We start from the raw sequence: 17,289 nt of genomic DNA, 5'->3' as shown, positions 1-17,289 counted from the left end.
GTTTTGCAGTCGAATCCATTTTTAAAGGATATATATCTCTGTGGAGATATATATCACTTCCCCCGCGTTTAGAGGTGTTTTAACCCTACACACCCTACATTAACCGCATTTTCACGCTCAAAATCGCCGTGAATTTATGTAGGGTTGACCTTTCAACCCTACACTAACCCTACATTCACCCTTCACTGTGGGCAGGGCACCGCCCGCCTCAACGACCCATGTAACGCCGCTGGAAATTATTAACAACACAAAAACAACCCCTGCCCATTTCACTTGCAATCTCGGAGTTCATCTGGTATACTTTCGCAAAAGAACCCCGCCGGTGCGGAAGATGATTGAGTTTAGAAACGTATCGGTAATCTACCCCAATAATATTCAAGCGCTTCGAGACGTAAGCTTGCGGATCGAAAAGGGCGAATTTGTATTTATCGTCGGCCCTACTGGAACCGGCAAGTCCACGTTGCTTAAGCTAATTTATCGCGAAGAAGTCGCCACAAGCGGCAAAGCTATTGTAAATGGTTTGGATGTCAAAAGGCTTCGTGGCAATGCAATTGCGCGCCTTCGCAGAGGGATTGGCGTTGTATTTCAGGATTTCGGCCTGCTTCCAAGAAAAACTGCACGCGAGAATATAGCTTTTGCTTTATACGTAACCGGTGCACCTCGAAAAGAGATTAAAACGAGGGTAGCTGAGGTACTCGACTTGGTCGGGCTCCTTGACCGAGCAAATGCATATCCTGACCAGCTCTCTGGCGGCGAGCAACAGCGCATTGCAATCGCAAGGGCGCTGGTAAACAATCCTCCAATTCTCCTAGCAGATGAACCTACTGGCAATCTCGACCCCGAAACATCTTTGGAAATCATCCGGCTTCTTGAGCGTATAAATATGCGCGGCACTACCGTCGTAGTTGCCAGCCATGACAAACACATCGTAGACCACATGAAGAAGCGGGTGATTGCCCTCGACAAGGGAGAAATCATTAGAGACGAGGCAAAAGGCACATATCATGAGCTTGCGAAGTCTTGAGTTTGCCGTCCGCGAGGCATTTGTAAGCATTTGGCGGAACGGCTTAATGTCTATAGCATCAGTTACTACTATTAGCCTGTCACTCGCGGTGCTTGGCGGCTTCGCGCTCCTTGTGCTCTGGCTCAACGGCGTTGCCAAGTCGCTTTCGGAGGAGCTAGAAATATGCGTTTTTATGAAGTTTCGCGCCACCCCGCAGGAAATAGCCCAAGTACATGATTATCTTTCACAAATGCAACACGTAAAAGCATTTACGCACATACCCGCAGCGCAGGTTTGGGAACAAGCTAAGCAAAGTTACAAGGGCTACATTGACTTAACCGGCATTCCAAACGTCAGTCTTGGCGATGAGTTTATCATAAAGCTCGATAATGCAAAACACACTTCTTCCGTTGCTAACGAGATAGCGCAATTGAAAGGCGTAGACGAGGTTCTCGCACCTAGAAAAGAAGCCAAAGAAATTGTTCGGTTTTCGAACTTCGTTGAGATATTAGGTGCATCCGCTAGCGGCGTGCTTTTGATAATAACAGCATTTATAATCAGCAATGCAATTCGCCTAACTGTTTTCGCTAGGCGGCGCGAAATAAGAATCATGCAGCTTGTAGGGGCAACCAACTGGTTCATTCGCCTACCTTTTCTACTTGAAGGAATAATCCTAGGAGCAATTGGCGCCGCCATTGCATGCGGCATTGTATTGGGCGGAGCATTTTATGTAACCAAGGTTGTTACTCGCATGTGGCCCCTATTGGAGCGTTATCCAGGAAACATCGAACCATCTCAGCTTCTGGGCGGCATGGTTGGTCTAGGCTGTTGCATAGGGCTTGTAGGGAGCTTCATGTCCATAAGAAAGTTCCTAAAAACATAACACCCTTTTCGGTTGGCATAGTCAGCGCCGATGATATATAATGTAATCATATACGGCAAGATAAGCTGGCGCAGGTTATGTTAACCACTGCGGACAACTGGAGGAATCACTTTGGGGCAGCCGCAAAAACTTGGAGCTAGGTTTGCATTAGCAGTCTTAATCATCAGCGTCATGTCTGCGACGCCGATTGATGCAAAAAAGCAAAGCATAACAAGCATCAAGCGGCAACTCCAGCAGGTTGCCCGAAATATGAACCAGTATCGAAGCAGGCTAAAAGTTGTAAAACGGCAAAAGATTTATGCCTATCAAAACCTAGTTGCCGCTGAACGAAAACTTTCGATTTCGCAAGCAAAACTTGCCGATATTCGCACACAGCTTGCGCGCACTCGTAAAAAAATCGAATTAACACGCGCAGAACTGGAAAAAACAAAGCAAAGGCTCAAGAAAAGAAACGAGTTGCTTGCAACACGCATAGCGGATACATACAAACATGGAAGCATGAGCTATATTGGCATTCTTCTTGGCGCGGCTGACTTTTCAGATCTTCTAAGCCGCGGATATGTTGTTCGGAAGGTATTAGAAAAAGACGCTGAAATCATCGAATCCATTAAAAGGGACAAAGCCGCAATTGAGCAATACCAAGCACAACTTGAGGCTCAAGAACGAGAGCGAAGGCGGCTGGAATATCAACAAGAAATCGAGACACGCGCGGCGGCGGAATGGGCTGAGGAAAAAGAACGTAACTTAAAGCGAATACAAAGCGAAGCCGCGGAGCTGGAGCGCGCCCTTGCCGAGCTTGAGCAAACATCTCGCCGCTTGGGCGAAATGCTGCGGCGGATGCATAGAGCCGCATCAATTAGCAGAAAAGATATTCCTATGTGGTCTGGCGGATGGCTAAGGCCAGTGCCTGGTGCTGTAACATCGGGATTTGGCATGCGCATGCATCCAATACTCAAAAGGTATATACACCATGATGGCATTGACCTTCGAGCCGCCTACGGCACCCCAATTCGAGCCGCAGCCGATGGGATTGTGAAATTTAGCGGAGTCTGTGGGGGATATGGCAAGACAGTAATTATTTATCACGGCGGAAACATTGATACTCTTTATGCGCACTGCAGTCGTCTCGCCGTGTCGGTTAATCAAAAAGTAAAACAAGGGCAAATAATAGGGTATGTAGGTAGTACAGGGCTTAGTACCGGTCCGCATTTGCATTTTGAATTTAGGGTAAACGGAACGCCTAAAAAACCACCATTCTAGAAAATTACCAAACGAGAGGAAACCATCTTGAAAGCAATGAGAAAAAAAGTTCATGTATGGCTTGCAATAATATTTATCATTGCTGCTTTTTGCGGCGGAAAATATCTTAGGTCAATTCAAGATAGGCCCTTATTGATTATAAAGGGCGCATCTCCACAGGCGAATGCTCTGCTAAAGCTAGCACCGGAGCAAACCCCTATTCAGGTAGAATCCATCAAGCCGAAACCACAAATTGGGGCGGATGCGGAGTATCGCAATCTTTTCTCGACGGTGCTTAATCTTTGCAAGAAGCATTATGTAGAAAAGATAACGCCTGAAAAAGAAGCAAAAATGGCTCAAGGCGCAATCCGCGCTATGTTGGACTCGTTAGATGACCCAGACACGCGCTTTATCACCCCTGAAGAACGCAAACTGCTGAATGATGTCGAAGCCGGCATATTCCATGGAACTGGTGCAATACTAGCTCTAAAACATGAAAAAATCGGCGATCTTGATACAACAAATATAGTCGTAGTGGCACCCATGCAGGGAAGCCCAGCGGACGAAGCCGGGCTCGAGCCTGGTGATGCCATAACCGAAGTAGGCGGAAAGTGGGTCATCAATCATGATCCATATATGGAGCCAGAAATCCAAAAGATGCGCAAGATGGTCAGGAATAAACAACTTGACCTTCTCTCTTATCGAAAAGCGCTTGACGAAATTGATGCGCGGCTAAAAAAAGGAATTACTATTCAAGATGCACTTGACAAACTCACAACCACGACATCTGGCGATTTAAATCTTGAGGTCGAACGGCCTGGCAAATCGGAGAGAATCAAGGTTAAGCTGCGCTGCCGCGACACAGTGGTAGACCCTGTTGTTGTCAAAGAACTTAAGCATGGAATTGCATACGTACGAATTGCGCAGTTTAACAAACGAGCAGAAAAGGAATTCACAGCAGAAATTAGCAAATTACAAGCGCGCAGGGCGAAGGCTCTAATCTTAGATGTGCGCAACAATCCAGGTGGGTCGCTTTATTCAGCAACATATATAGCATCTAAGCTCACAGGCGGAGGAACAGTCGCCACAATCCAGGGCAGGAACGCAAAGCGTTCAATCAGATTACCCAAGACGCGCAGTATTGGAATACCCGTTGCCGTTCTCATCAACCACGGTACATCCAGCGTGGCAGAACTTTTCGCTGGAACTCTAAGAGATTCGCAAATTGCGACCCTTGTCGGAACAAAGACTTTTGGCGATGGGTTGGTTCAAACACCGGTTGTGCTCAAGGACGGCGCATCTGCGATAGTTACGACTGGAAAAATGATAACTCCGGGCGGTATTGACTTCAATGGCCATGGGTTAAATCCAGACATAACTGTTGAGAACAAAAACCGCAAGGATGATGCTCAGCTTACTGCAGCTGAGAAGCTGTTGGTTTCTAAGATTGGGACACCAAAAGGATAAAAGGCTAACGAAAATGAAAAAAGCGTTCTATTTTGTATTAATTATAATGCTGATTTGCACCTCGTTTCTATGTGGTTTCACCTACACAGATTTCTCTCGAAACCCAAGCATACCGAATTTAGTAGCCTTACTTGAACAAGCGCCCTCCAGACTGCTTCTAGGCATAAGAGCTGAACTTGAGTCTAGCAAGGCAGATGTGGAGTGCACGGATGCTTATTGGCAAATTTACTCTTACATAAGCAACAATTATTTTGGCAAAACTCCCGACCCAAAACAACTCACCTACAGCGCAATTCGCGGAATGCTTGCTGCGTTAGGCGACAGATATACTCGCTTCTTAGATCCTGAACAAAATAAGGAAATGCAAAGCGAAAATCGCGGCGACTTCGAGGGAATCGGCGCCGAGCTTGATGTTAAAGATGGCTATGTATTTATAAAAAACCCCTTGCCTAACAGCCCAGCAAAAAATGCGGGACTGAAGAAGAATGATGTCATCCTAAAAGTAGACGACACGCTAATCCACGGCATGGATATTGACGAGGTAGTCAAGCGAATTCGTGGGCCTCGTGGGACAAAGGTAAGAATTACCATCAAGCGCGAAGGCGTTCCAGAACCCATGGAATTCGAGATAACCCGCCAGGTAATTATATCACCCATGGTCGAAGTCGAAATGAAGGACGACGAAAGCAAAATCGGCTACATCGCCCTTCGGCAATTCAATGAGAAAAGCGACGAACAGTTTGACCAAGCGCTTACAAAGCTAGAAGCTGATAAGGTGCAAGCCCTAATTCTTGATCTCCGAAACAACCCTGGGGGCTTACTAGACGTCGCTGTTGATATAGGAAGCCGCTTCATTGATAACGGTGATATCGTCATCATTCAAAACAAAGGTGGCGAGAGAACATCTCTAAGAGTAAATCCTAGTCAACATAATCATAAGAGATATCCGCTAGTTGTTCTAATAAACGAAATGAGCGCTAGCGCATCCGAAATTGTGGCGGGTGCAATCCAGGACCACAAGGCTGGTAAGTTAGTAGGCGTTCCTACATTCGGCAAAGGCTTGGTTCAACAAATATTCAATCTCGAGGATGGCTCAGCGGTGGCAATCAGCACTGCAAAATATTTAACACCTCTTGGCCGAGACGTTGATAAGCAAAAGATAAAGCCGGATGTAATCGTAGAACCAACCGACGAAGACATAAAAGCAGAAAACGACGTACAGCTTAAGAAAGCTATTGAAATTCTGAAAGCAGAACTCCAGTCGAACTTTAAAACCACAACAGCTCGGGACCATAGAAAGAGCTGAACTTTGGTGCGTAGAACTCGCAAATCATGTTTGCCGGGCTGTATCAAATATACGGCAGCTCTACTACTGCTAGCAGCCGTAGGATTTGGAGCGGCATATCTCCTATCGCAAAACAGGAGGGAACTTCCCAAAAGTTTTCCTACGGCTCCTCAGCACGCCCCTTCTACAAGAACACAGCCAATTGCGCCTGCATGGGAGCAAACACCTTCTCGTCACAAGCCGCCCAAACCATCCGAAGCCGAACAAACAGCAAAAGCCGAAAATCCTATCTCGCACCCAAGCGTTGATTCCGCTTCCAAAGAATCTGAGGCATCAATTAGGAAGTCGCCTAAGCCAACGATTACCTCAAAGGAACAATGGAACGAGGTTTCTCATGGGAGCAGAATGAAGCCTTTGATTGCTCTAACATTCGATGCTGGCGCAGATAGCAGCCCAACTTACGAAATCTTGAATGTTTTAGCGAAGCACAACTTGCACTGCACATTCTTTCTCACAGGCAAATGGATTGAGCGCAATCCTGAACTTACCCGACGAATTGCTACCGAAGGCCATGAAATCGGCAACCACACTTATTCACATCGAAGTTTACCCAAGCTTCCCGACGGGGAAATAGTAAATGAGTTGGCACGCGTTGACGACTTGGTGATTCGCCTAACAGGCCGCAGCACCAAACCACTCGCAAGAGTACCATACGGTTCTAGGGACAAGCGAGTACTGCGCATTCTTGCAGAAAACGGCTATCGCTCTATATACTGGGATGTGGACAGTTGGGACGCATTCAAACGCGGTATTACTGCCAACGAGATTCGCCAGCGCGTGCTCAGTCATGTTCAAAACGGCTCGATTGTCCTTATGCACTGCGGCAGTAAGGCAACAGCAGATGCCCTAGATTCCATAATTGAAACGCTACAGTCATCTGGATATCAAATTGTTACCGTAAGCGAATTAATTGGTATTTGATTTCACCTTTTCTACTAGCAAGCATTCAGAAAAATGTGAAATGTGAACGCGAAACTTCCCTACCCTAGCCGACATCTCATTACCACAAAAAAAGGAGTTGATGGGAGAAATAGTATATGGAGGAAAAGCTCGAAAAAAACATTAAGCGCAGGATATGGATTGAGCGTGCTTTCTTAATTTTGATAATTATCATAATTGCAGGATGGGCGGCTTCTCAACACTTCGGTGGGAAGCCGTGCACAATCTGTGTTGATGGCAATGCAATCGTTACTGTGGAATCAACCGCCGCCGCAAAAGCTTTGCTAAACCAATTGAGAACCCCAAGTGAGGTAAAAATCCGACACACCAGGTTTGACAAAATCGTTACGCTTCGTCCTGCTCGGCAAAACGCGGAAGTCGTCCCCATCCCGGAAGCCGCCGGAATGCTTGAAAACCTATTATCAGTTATGGCTGAAGCATTTGCAATTTCTGTAAATGAAGAACCAATTGTTGCACTCGCCAAAGAAGAAGACGCCCTAAAGACCCTTGAGATTGTAAAGAAACGTTTCGCAAGCAAAGTTGATAATCTCAGCGAGGAACCCACCTTCAAAGAAAATGTAGGCATCGAGCGCAAGTATGTGGAAATCAGCAAAATCTGCCCTACCCCAGAAAAAGCCGCCGATATTCTTGTGTCAACCACCGAAGAGCCAATTTATCATGTCGTGAAGGCCGGCGACCGCGCTGTATTCATCGCTCAACAATATGAAGTTTCGCTAACCGATCTCAAAAAACTCAACCCAAACATTAATCTAGATGCTTTGGTTGAGGGAGATAGACTGCTAATAAAGCCTCCTAAGCCGCCGGTTACGGTAATAACCAAAAGCTTAATCACAAAGGTAACAGAAGTAACAGCACCTTCAGAACTCAGATATCGAACTGGCACCAAAACTGGAAAGCGTGTAACAAAAACGGTGATAACTTTTGAGAATGGCAAACCTGTCAATTCCGAGGTCATCAGTCAGGTAACAGTTTGGAACAAACCAGCCCCGCCCCAATGATTGCAGCAGAATCGCCAAGAGCAGCTGGGAGCACCTTAACTGGTGGCAGGTCGGTTCCAGGAAAAGCGCTGTTTTCCTCTACATAAGCCTTCACGGTTTCGAATATTTCTTTAACCTTGCCGACACTTCCACCTAGAATTACCGCTTCAGGCCCAACCATTCGTATTATGTTCACAAGCGCAACACCAACTGCATTTCCAGCCTCGGTCAATATTTGTCGTGCCAACGCGTCTCCTTCGCTGCTCGCTTTTGCCACTGTTTGAGCAGTGATGTCGGAAGGTTTGTTGTTAACCAAGTCTGTAATTATTGATTTCGAACCCGCCTCAATTGCTTCTCTCGCTTTCCTTGCGATTGCCACTCCGCCTGCGACTGTTTCTAGGCAACCAACGAACCCACAGCCGCACTTCCAATCTCCCCCTGCAAAGACATGGCCAAAGTCTCCGCCGCTGTTTCTCCTGCCCCGAAGTAATCTTCCTTCGTGAATTATCGCACCACCAACCCCAGTTCCAAGCGCAACATAAATAAAGGAACTGAGACTTCGACCAGCCCCGACGGAGAATTCGCCTAGCGCGGCCATATTTGTATCCTTGTCCATCACAACCGGTTTGCCAATTAGGTCCTCGACTTCCCTCCCAAGGGCGAAATTCCGCCAACCTAGGTTTGAAGCAACTACCATCGTCTTTGCATTATTATCAACGTATCCAGCCGCGGCGATTCCAATGCCGTTACACTCATCAAACGATTTTTGAATCTCCCATAAGAACTCGGTGATATGCACAATTAAGCGTTCTGTCGCGGTATTTTGATTATATAAATCAGAGGAAGAAAGTCGAATTGTATGCCCAACATTGCCCTTCTCGTCAACAAGGCCTATCCTGAGCGTGGTCCCACCAATTTCTACGCCTATGGCTTGACAATTAGTAGACATTTGTTACCCAATATTATGAAAGGCGAGAAAAAGCGTTCTTTTGGCAAGAAAATTTGCCGTTCCGAAGTTAAAATCTTTTGCTTTCTAATTAATGATTTTAGGATTGAAACCTGGTTTTCCTCCAAAATGCTGCTTCATTTCTCTTGCGTGTTTCCGAGTTTGAAAGACTTCTACAAGCGAGTCGGATAAACGAGAATGAAGCCATATCGCTACTTTGCAATGCCTTAAAGCTTCTCAAAAGCGTTATCAAATCAGAAAAATCTTTGATACTGCGCTACTATAGCATCATTATTAATCTCGCCAGCCTTTTCCGACTTAAATATGTAGTTAACTTGAATCTTGTGGTAGTCGGATTTTATGTAGTAAGTAGCGCCAATTGTGAGCCATGATATATCCTTCGAGTTCACAACCGAACGGTCAGGGTCCATAGCTTCAAGACGTGCAGCCAGCAACCACTTCCTAGATACAGCGTAAGCCCATTGCAGATAATATCCCTGTGCATCTATGCTGGGAATCGCAGATTTGTTGCTGTGATACCGAGCCGCAAAGTACTCACAGCGAAGCGAATTTTTGCCAAAATCATAGGCAATCGCGATATTCTGCCGAACATCATTGCCTGAGAAATTTGCATAACCTGGCGGAGCGCCTGGAAGCTGACCAGTAAAGTCAATATCATGATCTTTGCGCCAGGATACGGCAAGTTCGGAATGAAATCGCTTTGCCGCAGAACATGGCTCGTATATAAAGCGCCCAACTACCAGCGGGCCATTGCCCTCTAATGGCTCGTTAGCACCGTTCCCGTCGAACACCCCAACTGCGCATCGGCCAACTTTACCAATCTTTCGTTCAATTTGGATGCCTCGATCACGGGCAAACGACATTCCCAGGCTGCCGTTTGGAACCAACTTATCGGTCGGCTGACTGCGGTCAATTAATGCGAGCACGGAATCGGAGGTAAACCGTTCCATTCCAAAAGGTGGCTTGAACTGTCCTACTGTGAGCTTGACAGAACCAGATTGCGTACTAGCACTTGCCTCCTGAACGACTATTTGGTTATCAGTTGAGCTGCGGTTATTCGTTTTATACAGGAACTGCAAGTAGTAGCTCCAATTGCCAGAAATGGGACCGCCTCCATACAGCTTAAGCCTGCGCAGACTTAGGTAATCGGCACGATCTTCTGGGTTAGTATAGCACACCTGGAAATAGCCTTGCCACTTGTGAGTGGTGGAACCTACGCTGGATGAAGTTATTATACATGTAAGCAACGCCAGCGCTAGAAGAAATCTACAATGTTTCAACTCCCCACCTCAATCACATCTTTACTTATTCGGCAGTATTGCCACATTGGCACGCTTTTTTGGCGGCCTTTGTCGTCAAATGGGTCGACTATCACCGGGGAATTGAAGAATTGGGAATTTGGGGCATGACAATCCGAACATCCCTTAGCGCCCCAAGCCTTCGAAGATGGCGAAACGTTATGACTAAACGTCCAATACAAAGGTGAAGCTTGAGGATGAGGCTGAGATACGAGTAACAGCGTTGTCAAAAAACCTGCAACAAGCGTTATAGATGCGCCATTCTTTAGCAAGACTCCTGCTAGTGGGAAAGCAACAAACCCAGGTATGAGCGCGACCGAGCCGACAGCCAATGCCAATACAAAATGCGCGGGAGTATCAGCGGAGAGCCACTCTCTAAGCTGTGCTGGCGTCAAAACCGAAAGAGAAATGCTGATAAGGATAAGCACAACCGACATCTCTGGGACTATCTTCCAGAACATCATCAGCCCCCGATGAACAGAGCGAACTGTCTTGTGCCTATCAAGAATAAAGCAAGCCGCCAGGATACACAAGCCAATCAGATTGAACGCCAGCAACTTTAAATCAATTCCCTTATAATTTATGGCTTCATCTATACATTCAGCTTTATATTTTTAAGTTCCTTTGTTGCTTTTTGAACAAACCTCAAAAACACGCTACTGCAGGCGTGCGCAAAAAAGCTGTCTCATGTCGAGAATCGAGAATTTAGAATTACTTTCTCGCCCGAAACCGCAAGCGCCCAACCTGCAAGCAAAACAAAGTAGACGCTGGCAATCTAAAAACGCGCTTATCCGGCGTGAGAGCTCTGCGTCCCTGCACACATATCCGCCATAACTAAATTTTAAGCGGCTGCCCCACAAATGGAATGACAGTGCCGCCAATACAAGCAGTGTCGTATTTTAGGGTAAACTCCTTCAAATGATGTTTTGTGTTCCAATCAACCAGCAGTGTAGGGCGTTAGCCATATACTTTGACTGCTTTTCTGAATATGGGTAGCCAGCTACTTCAAGTTTGCCGAAGTGTTTGTTAGCTTTCTTACTAGAGGCATGACGCTCACAAGAGGTGCGTTTGAACGATTGCTGGAAGATGAACCTCCGTGCTTCTGCATATTTCAATCTCTTGACATGCTGCATTCACGGCAATAAGTTGATCCGCCCCATGTTGCCAATACTCGTAGATGTGATAATGAGTAAGCATACAGCTAAGGCTAAGAGAGTGGCAATAGAAAATCAAACATCAAATCAACCAAGCTTACGCCTTTTTAAGTTACAGCACATTATCTGAACGGTCTTTCGCAAGCCTTAGAAGCATAAAATTTTACTTTCGCAACTTTCTCCATTTTTTCAATTTTGTCTGCTGGCTAAATAAAGTTTCGCAATGAGTTTGTTAATTGTGATTCAAACCCTCTGCCGTTTTCGAAAGAATCTGAGCATGGAAACACTAATTTGATGTTGCTTCACCACCTAATAAAGCAAACCGGCACAAAACGCGTAAAAAGCGTCTTGTGCCAGTAATGTGGGAAAGCACCTTGGCGACGCCCAGACTCACAATGAAGGAGATTTTTCTTTAAAGTCTAAATAGGCAGTTTTCGCTGTTACACAATGGGCCTAATGTACATCTGCAATCGGTGATTCAGCCGATTCCGTATCAGCTTCGCCAAGGGACTTCACGTCATGCACAAAGGCATCCATGGAGCGAGCCAGGTTGCTCAAAACCACAGACCATTCGCGAAGATGTCCCCTGCCGCTTTCAGTAATTCTGTAAACGTGGCGTGGTGGACCGGACCCGCTGGTGTCCCAGTCGGAGGTAACATACCCCATCGCTTCAAGTCGCTGAAGGGTTCGATAAAGCGCTCCGCGGTCAATCTCGGCGTCGGTAAGAGCGTGGTCGGCCAAGTCAGCCGCGAGTTCGTAGCCATAAGCTGACCCCTTTTTCGCCAGCATATACAGAACAACCGGCTCTACAAACCTATAGAGATTTCCCATCGCACAGGTGCACGGGCCTCTAGCCGCGTGCCGATGGCAATATCTTCTGGGCATGAACTAGCAACTCCTTGTTTTTTCAAAAACACCACGGCCCCAGTCATGCGCTTTGCGTCGCTTATGTCACGGGTACCATAGCGTTATAATTCTATCACATCTCGTGCCGCTTGTATATATTCGAGAATGTCCTCACAATCTAGACGCAGCCTGAACCACTTAATGCTAGCATTAAGTGGTGTGTTACTGCATACCTCTGAACTTGCATGCCGCTTTGAAAAATACCACAATTAGCTCGCTCACGTTCGCCAAGGTTTTCTGCCGAATGATTCCCTAGGCGAGAGAAAAAATTTCTAAGTAAATTGAAAAATATGTTGACTCCCATGGAATGGTAGGGTATAATCATAAGTGTAAGTTACACCTATCACCCAACCTAAGTGCGGTGATGTCAGAGACTGGCGGCGCAAAGAAGGAAGACATGCCAAAAGGTGATGGGACCGGCCCCCTCGGATTAGGACCTATGACCGGTCGAAGGGTTGGGTATTGTGCCGGTTACTGCATGTCGGGATTCGCTAACCCTGCAGTCTTAAGCTTCGGTTGCGGAGCGGCGCGATGGCGCGGAAACAGAATCGGCTTCGAACCTTCGTTCCGCACAAGACCGACTGGAGGGTATTCCTTTTATACCGGATTCGCCACGCCGGTAACCGAAGTGTTCCCAAAACAACCACGGCTGAAAAAAGGACCAAGCTAGGGTCGCACCTATCAGCGTTGGGATAGCAGCTAGCGGTGGCAAGAATCGGCTTGAAAAGACCAAAAGTTGCAATCTCTTGAGAAATTAAGAAATTGCTAATTCGCCGTTAAGGCGGCAAAAGGAGGTAGAACGATGAGATATCGGAACATGTATTATCTTACAGGCTTGCCTGGATGGATGCGATTCGGCTACAGCCCCGGTTGGGTCGGTCGGAGCGCGACAGGGCTGGGCCCTTGTGCAGAGTACCTCATAACTGGTCGGTGGCCTACTTTTCAAGCGGCGCCAATGGCACAATCTGGCGCTCCAGGTGGCTGGCCAGGCTTTGAGCCGCAGACGCGGCTGGAGTTCCTGAGGAAGCAAGCCGAGATACTCGAACAGCAACTCGCTACCATTAAGTCCCAGATTGAGAATCTGGAAAAAGCTCAGACCAAATAATAGGAGCTGGCGTATTCAATAAACAGCATGCCCGATTCGAGGATAGATCCCCTATTCAGCTAGTTGGCATGCTTTATAGTCGTGGACAGACAGCGGCAGCGCATGAAAAGATAATTTCTTAGTGTCAGCCGTTCGTGGTCAAAATGCGACTGTCGCCGTAAAGACATGCCTAACCGAAAACGAGGAAACGAAGACTTATGACTGTCATTCGTACTCTGAGCAGGAGCCGGCACCGGCCTTCTGCTCAGCTTCACAAATGAAATCGTAACTTGAAAAACTTATTTGAAAGGAACGAAACCCAAATGAAAGTAGCAGTTTGCTCAACAGGCAACACACTCGATGCGCTGGTTGACCCCAGATTTGGCAGGTGTGCGTATTTCGTCATTGTTGACACAGAGACGTTCGATGCATCTGCCGTCCAAAACCCTGGGGCAATGTCGGCGCAAGGCGCGGGAATTCAAGCGGCACAAGTGCTCTCATCCCTTGGGGTGTCGGCCGTGATAGCCGGCAATCTGGGTCCGAATGCGTACCAAGCGCTCTCTGCGGCTGGAATCAAGGTATACTCGTGCGCGGGAGAAACCGTGAGGAACGCAGTGAATCTACTCAAAGCAGGAGCACTACAAGAAATCTCTGCGCCGACAGTTGCAGCCCACTTTGGAATGAATGCCCCTCCCAGCCAAGGACCAGGAATGGGCATGGGCGGCGGTATGGGCCTCGGCCGAGGCATGGGTCGTGGAGGCCGTGGGCGTGGCGGATGGTAAATATCTAACGGAGGTTAATCAGATGCCAGGAATGGATGGAACAGGTCCTGCTGGACAAGGACCTATGACGGGTAGAGGACAAGGGCCTTGTAACCCTCTTGGAACTAATAGTTCACAAGCGACCCCACAGCAGCCAATTAGCTGGCTTGGAAAAATACTGCAAGGGACACTTGGCAGTTTCGGCCTTGGAGCCTATGGCATTCGCCGAGGAGGCGGTCGTGGTATGGGAGGTGGCCGAAGACAAGGCCGAGGCAGGAGACGCACTTTCTGATGAGAGTGGCAATCACTGCAAAAGAACCGTCTATTGAAAGCAATGTTGACCAAAGGTTCGGACGTGCTCGGTATCTCATAGTCATTGACACTGAGACCGGAAATACCGAGGTGCATGATAACGAAGTCAACCTGAACGCCGTACAGGGCGCGGGGATACAGACAGCCCAGAATGTTGTTTTACTGAACGTCGAAGCAGTTCTAACAGGTCACGTGGGACCGAACGCTTTCCGCGTTCTGTCGGCTGCGGGAATCAGAACTTACGTGGGGTTTCAAGGCACTGTTGGAGAAGCTATTGAGGAGTTCAAGTCTGGAAAGCTAAACCCAATAGACTCTGCTGATGTGGAGAAGCACTGGTAAAAGTGATAAATACAACTACCATTGCGGTGGCCAGCGGGAAAGGCGGCACCGGCAAGACAACCATAGCGACTAATTTGGCGCGCGTTGCGGAAATGCAGGGATTTGACGTCAGCTACCTTGACTGCGACGTTGAGGAACCGAACGGCCACATATTCCTGAAGCCTATGCTTGAGAAAACGACCTCCGTTTTTGTTCCCGTTCCCGTTGTGGATAAGGACAAATGTACGGCTTGCGGAAAGTGCAAGGAGATATGCCAGTACAGCGCGATAGCACTACTCGGCAAAACTGTCCTCACATTTCCAAATCTATGCCATGGATGTGGCGGTTGTGTGCTGGTCTGTCCGACAGGCGCAATAACCGAGGCTGGCCGCGAAGTAGGAGTTGTTGAAGAGGGAACGGCGAACGGAATTAAATTTGTGCATGGGAAGCTCAGAATTGGCGAGGCGATGTCACCACCTCTTATAAGAGAAGTCAGAAAGAAAAAAACAGACGGCGGTTTGAACATAATCGATGCTCCCCCCGGCACTTCCTGCCCGGTAATACAATCAGTGAGAGGAGCTAATTATGTGCTCCTTGTTACTGAGCCGACACCGTTTGGCCTAAATGATTTGAAGCTGGCCGTTGAGATGCTCAGGGTACTGAAGCTGCCATTTGGGGTTGTTGTAAACCGTGCCGATATTGGCGACGAAGCCGTTTTCGACTACTGCGCCAGCGAGTCCATTGAGGTGCTTTTGCAAATACCTGACGACAAACGAATTGCAGAAGCTTACTCGCGAGGCAAACTTATCATCGAGGCACTGCCCGAATATACCGCGGCGTTCGAATCGCTGCTGAAAGGTGTTACTATTGCGCAACTCCAATCTTGAAAAGATGCTGTACGAGCGGGAGGCTGTGCTTGTCAGCGAGTACGATGCGGCGCTTGACCTTGCAAGCTTCGATACTAGGGATACGGTCCTGGATGTCGCCACCGGCTCAGGCCGAATGCTCTTGCAGATTCTAAAGCGGGGATATTCGGTGATATCAGGCGACATCAACCAAGAGGCATTGGACAAAACCAGGGAGCGACTCGGCAGTCTAGCCGATAAACCCACGCTTGTAATCTTGGATGCACACAAGCTTCCGTTCGATGAAGGCAGTTTCCACGCAATAACTTTTGTGAATGCCATCCATGAAATTGACAATCCAAGCGGTGTGCTTGACGAAATAACACGGGTGCTAGCTGATAATGGAAGGCTACTCATAGTGGAGTTCAATGCAAAGGGATTTGAGTTGATGGAACTGCACCATCAGATGCAAGGCAAGGGGAAACACCGAAAGGGCGAGATGTCCACCGAAGACATCGACCAGCATTTGCGCTCATCGTTCGATAGTGTTGAGACCAAGGAGTTCACTATCACACGCGCGTGGGTTGCTTCAGGAAAGAAGACGGCAGCCAATGAGCTGTTTGGCGTTTTAGATGAGAGGGCAATCGCTGAAGCTCTTTCGAAAGCACAGCTAGAAGAAGACTGACAAAAGAAAGATTCGCAGGATAAAAGTAGAGACAGCGTAGCTTTAATTGCGATTTCAAAAGGCTCAAAGCGGCAAAGAACGCCCGCATGTTGTTTTCTATTACCTATTAGGAAAGGCCGACAGAGACATAATGAGCGCAAAAGCCCCTGTAAAATATAAATACCTATATGGGCCAGTGCCATCCAGGCGACTTGGACGGTCGCTGGGGGTAGACATCGTGCCGCACAAAGTCTGTAGCTACGACTGTATCTATTGTCAGCTCGGATGCACCACCAAACTGACTTCCACGCCTGAACGGCTTGTCGACGCACCAGATGTTATTAGAGAGATTGAGCATTGGGTGCAACACGGTGGAATCGCTGATTACATCACATTCGCAGGCTCCGGCGAACCTACGCTAAACATTGATCTTGGCGAGATGATTCGGGCGATAAAGAAACTCACCAATATTCCATTAGCTGTGATTACGAATGGTTCGCTGCTCGACAATGTCGAAATACGTGACGCAGTTTCGATGGCAGACGTTTTGCTACCTTCCTTGGACGCTGGAACTCAGCATACTTTTCATGCAGTAAATAGACCTGCGCCCGGCATCAGTTTCGCCAGAATGACCGAAGGTCTTGTGCAAACAGCACAAGAGTTCCCTGGCAAAATCTGGCTGGAGATTATGCTAGTCAAGGGAGTCAATGACTCAGATGCCGAACTTCGTGCGATGCACGAAGTTGTCCGACTGGTCTGTCCCGACAAATTGCAGTTAAACACGGTTGAAAGACCATCAAAATCCGGAGACGCCAAGCGCGTCTCATCAGAGACGCTTAGAAGAGCATGTGAAACCTTCGGTGGCTCGGTCGAGATTATCGCAGGCGGAGTGGTAATGCCTGCTGATAGGTGGCAATGGCAGGAGGTCAGAGACGAGCTAATGCGGATGCTCTCCAGAAGGCCTTGCACCATAGACGATATTGTCACTGCTTCAGGCCGAAATATTCACGAGGTTACAAAGCATCTGCAACATCTCATGCAAGAAGGACTCATAGAACAAATCGGGGACACTGACCCTTACTATCGTTGTGTGATTGGAGGATAAA

General features: G+C 47.7%; 19 protein-coding genes. 15 read left to right on the top strand and 4 right to left on the bottom strand.

Features of this window, described 5'->3' with window-relative positions:
- The first annotated feature begins 331 nt into the window (after positions 1-331).
- From ftsE to QHH26_08545, 7 genes are all read left to right on the top strand, one after another.
- Positions 332-1,024, top strand: coding sequence for a cell division ATP-binding protein FtsE (gene ftsE, locus QHH26_08575; protein MDH7482008.1), 693 nt, complete (start codon positions 332-334; stop codon positions 1,022-1,024).
- A complete protein-coding gene (gene ftsX, locus QHH26_08570) occupies positions 1,005-1,886 on the top strand; it encodes a permease-like cell division protein FtsX (protein ID MDH7482007.1) in 882 nt (293 codons plus the stop codon). The genes ftsE and ftsX overlap by 20 nt, the downstream gene beginning before the upstream one ends.
- Before the next feature lie 111 nt (positions 1,887-1,997).
- Positions 1,998-3,146, top strand: coding sequence for a peptidoglycan DD-metalloendopeptidase family protein (locus tag QHH26_08565; GenBank protein ID MDH7482006.1), 1,149 nt, complete (start codon positions 1,998-2,000; stop codon positions 3,144-3,146).
- Between the two features lie 36 nt (positions 3,147-3,182).
- The gene (locus tag QHH26_08560; GenBank protein ID MDH7482005.1) at positions 3,183-4,592 is read left to right on the top strand and encodes a S41 family peptidase; all 1,410 of its coding nucleotides are present in this window, start codon (positions 3,183-3,185) and stop codon (positions 4,590-4,592) included.
- A 13-nt stretch (positions 4,593-4,605) separates the two neighbouring features.
- Positions 4,606-5,898: a S41 family peptidase gene (locus QHH26_08555; GenBank protein ID MDH7482004.1), complete on the top strand. Its 1,293-nt coding sequence runs from the start codon at positions 4,606-4,608 to the stop codon at positions 5,896-5,898.
- Between the two features lie 6 nt (positions 5,899-5,904).
- The gene (locus tag QHH26_08550) at positions 5,905-6,858 is read left to right on the top strand and encodes a polysaccharide deacetylase family protein (GenBank protein ID MDH7482003.1); all 954 of its coding nucleotides are present in this window, start codon (positions 5,905-5,907) and stop codon (positions 6,856-6,858) included.
- A gap of 116 nt (positions 6,859-6,974) precedes the next feature.
- Positions 6,975-7,895, top strand: coding sequence for a LysM domain-containing protein (locus QHH26_08545; GenBank protein MDH7482002.1), 921 nt, complete (start codon positions 6,975-6,977; stop codon positions 7,893-7,895).
- On the opposite strand, the gene QHH26_08540 is transcribed toward QHH26_08545, so the two are convergent.
- The 4 genes from QHH26_08540 to QHH26_08525 all read right to left on the bottom strand — a co-directional run bounded on the left by QHH26_08540 (position 7,852) and on the right by QHH26_08525 (position 12,178).
- Positions 7,852-8,823 carry an ROK family protein gene (locus tag QHH26_08540; GenBank protein ID MDH7482001.1) on the bottom strand — a complete coding sequence of 324 codons (972 nt, stop codon included), beginning with the start codon at positions 8,821-8,823 and terminating at the stop codon, positions 7,852-7,854. The genes QHH26_08545 and QHH26_08540 overlap by 44 nt on opposite strands.
- Positions 8,824-9,074: 251 nt before the next feature.
- The gene (locus QHH26_08535) at positions 9,075-10,121 is read right to left on the bottom strand and encodes a porin (protein ID MDH7482000.1); all 1,047 of its coding nucleotides are present in this window, start codon (positions 10,119-10,121) and stop codon (positions 9,075-9,077) included.
- The gene (locus QHH26_08530; GenBank protein MDH7481999.1) at positions 10,118-10,696 is read right to left on the bottom strand and encodes a hypothetical protein; all 579 of its coding nucleotides are present in this window, start codon (positions 10,694-10,696) and stop codon (positions 10,118-10,120) included. The genes QHH26_08535 and QHH26_08530 overlap by 4 nt, the downstream gene beginning before the upstream one ends.
- A 1,050-nt stretch (positions 10,697-11,746) precedes the next feature.
- On the bottom strand, positions 11,747-12,178 hold the full coding sequence (locus tag QHH26_08525; protein MDH7481998.1) for a PadR family transcriptional regulator: 432 nt from the start codon (positions 12,176-12,178) through the stop codon (positions 11,747-11,749).
- Positions 12,179-12,596: 418 nt separating this feature from the next.
- Here QHH26_08525 and QHH26_08520 point away from each other — a divergent pair, with 418 nt between their 5' ends.
- The 8 genes from QHH26_08520 to QHH26_08485 all read left to right on the top strand — a co-directional run bounded on the left by QHH26_08520 (position 12,597) and on the right by QHH26_08485 (position 17,288).
- Positions 12,597-12,869 (top strand): DUF5320 domain-containing protein, encoded by a 273-nt coding sequence (locus tag QHH26_08520; GenBank protein MDH7481997.1) that lies wholly within the window; start codon positions 12,597-12,599, stop codon positions 12,867-12,869.
- Between the two features lie 132 nt (positions 12,870-13,001).
- Entirely contained in the window at positions 13,002-13,304 is a 303-nt protein-coding gene (locus QHH26_08515; protein ID MDH7481996.1) for a DUF5320 domain-containing protein, read from the top strand.
- A gap of 302 nt (positions 13,305-13,606) precedes the next feature.
- Entirely contained in the window at positions 13,607-14,065 is a 459-nt protein-coding gene (locus QHH26_08510; protein MDH7481995.1) for a NifB/NifX family molybdenum-iron cluster-binding protein, read from the top strand.
- Positions 14,052-14,336 carry a DUF5320 domain-containing protein gene (locus tag QHH26_08505; GenBank protein ID MDH7481994.1) on the top strand — a complete coding sequence of 95 codons (285 nt, stop codon included), beginning with the start codon at positions 14,052-14,054 and terminating at the stop codon, positions 14,334-14,336. Before QHH26_08510 ends, QHH26_08505 begins: the two co-directional genes overlap by 14 nt.
- On the top strand, positions 14,336-14,695 hold the full coding sequence (locus QHH26_08500) for a NifB/NifX family molybdenum-iron cluster-binding protein (GenBank protein MDH7481993.1): 360 nt from the start codon (positions 14,336-14,338) through the stop codon (positions 14,693-14,695). The genes QHH26_08505 and QHH26_08500 overlap by 1 nt, the downstream gene beginning before the upstream one ends.
- Positions 14,696-14,697: 2 nt before the next feature.
- Positions 14,698-15,561, top strand: coding sequence for an ATP-binding protein (locus QHH26_08495; GenBank protein MDH7481992.1), 864 nt, complete (start codon positions 14,698-14,700; stop codon positions 15,559-15,561).
- Positions 15,542-16,204 (top strand): class I SAM-dependent methyltransferase, encoded by a 663-nt coding sequence (locus tag QHH26_08490; GenBank protein ID MDH7481991.1) that lies wholly within the window; start codon positions 15,542-15,544, stop codon positions 16,202-16,204. The genes QHH26_08495 and QHH26_08490 overlap by 20 nt, the downstream gene beginning before the upstream one ends.
- 130 nt (positions 16,205-16,334) lie before the next feature.
- Positions 16,335-17,288: a radical SAM protein gene (locus QHH26_08485; GenBank protein MDH7481990.1), complete on the top strand. Its 954-nt coding sequence runs from the start codon at positions 16,335-16,337 to the stop codon at positions 17,286-17,288.
- Position 17,289: the final 1 nt, after the last annotated feature.

The sequence above is a fragment of the Armatimonadota bacterium genome, assembly GCA_029907255.1.
Classification (GTDB): Bacteria; Armatimonadota; UBA5829; order DTJY01; family DTJY01; genus JAIMAU01.
The sequence above is the reverse complement of the archived record's forward strand: the minus strand, read 5'-3'. Positions and strand labels throughout refer to the sequence as shown.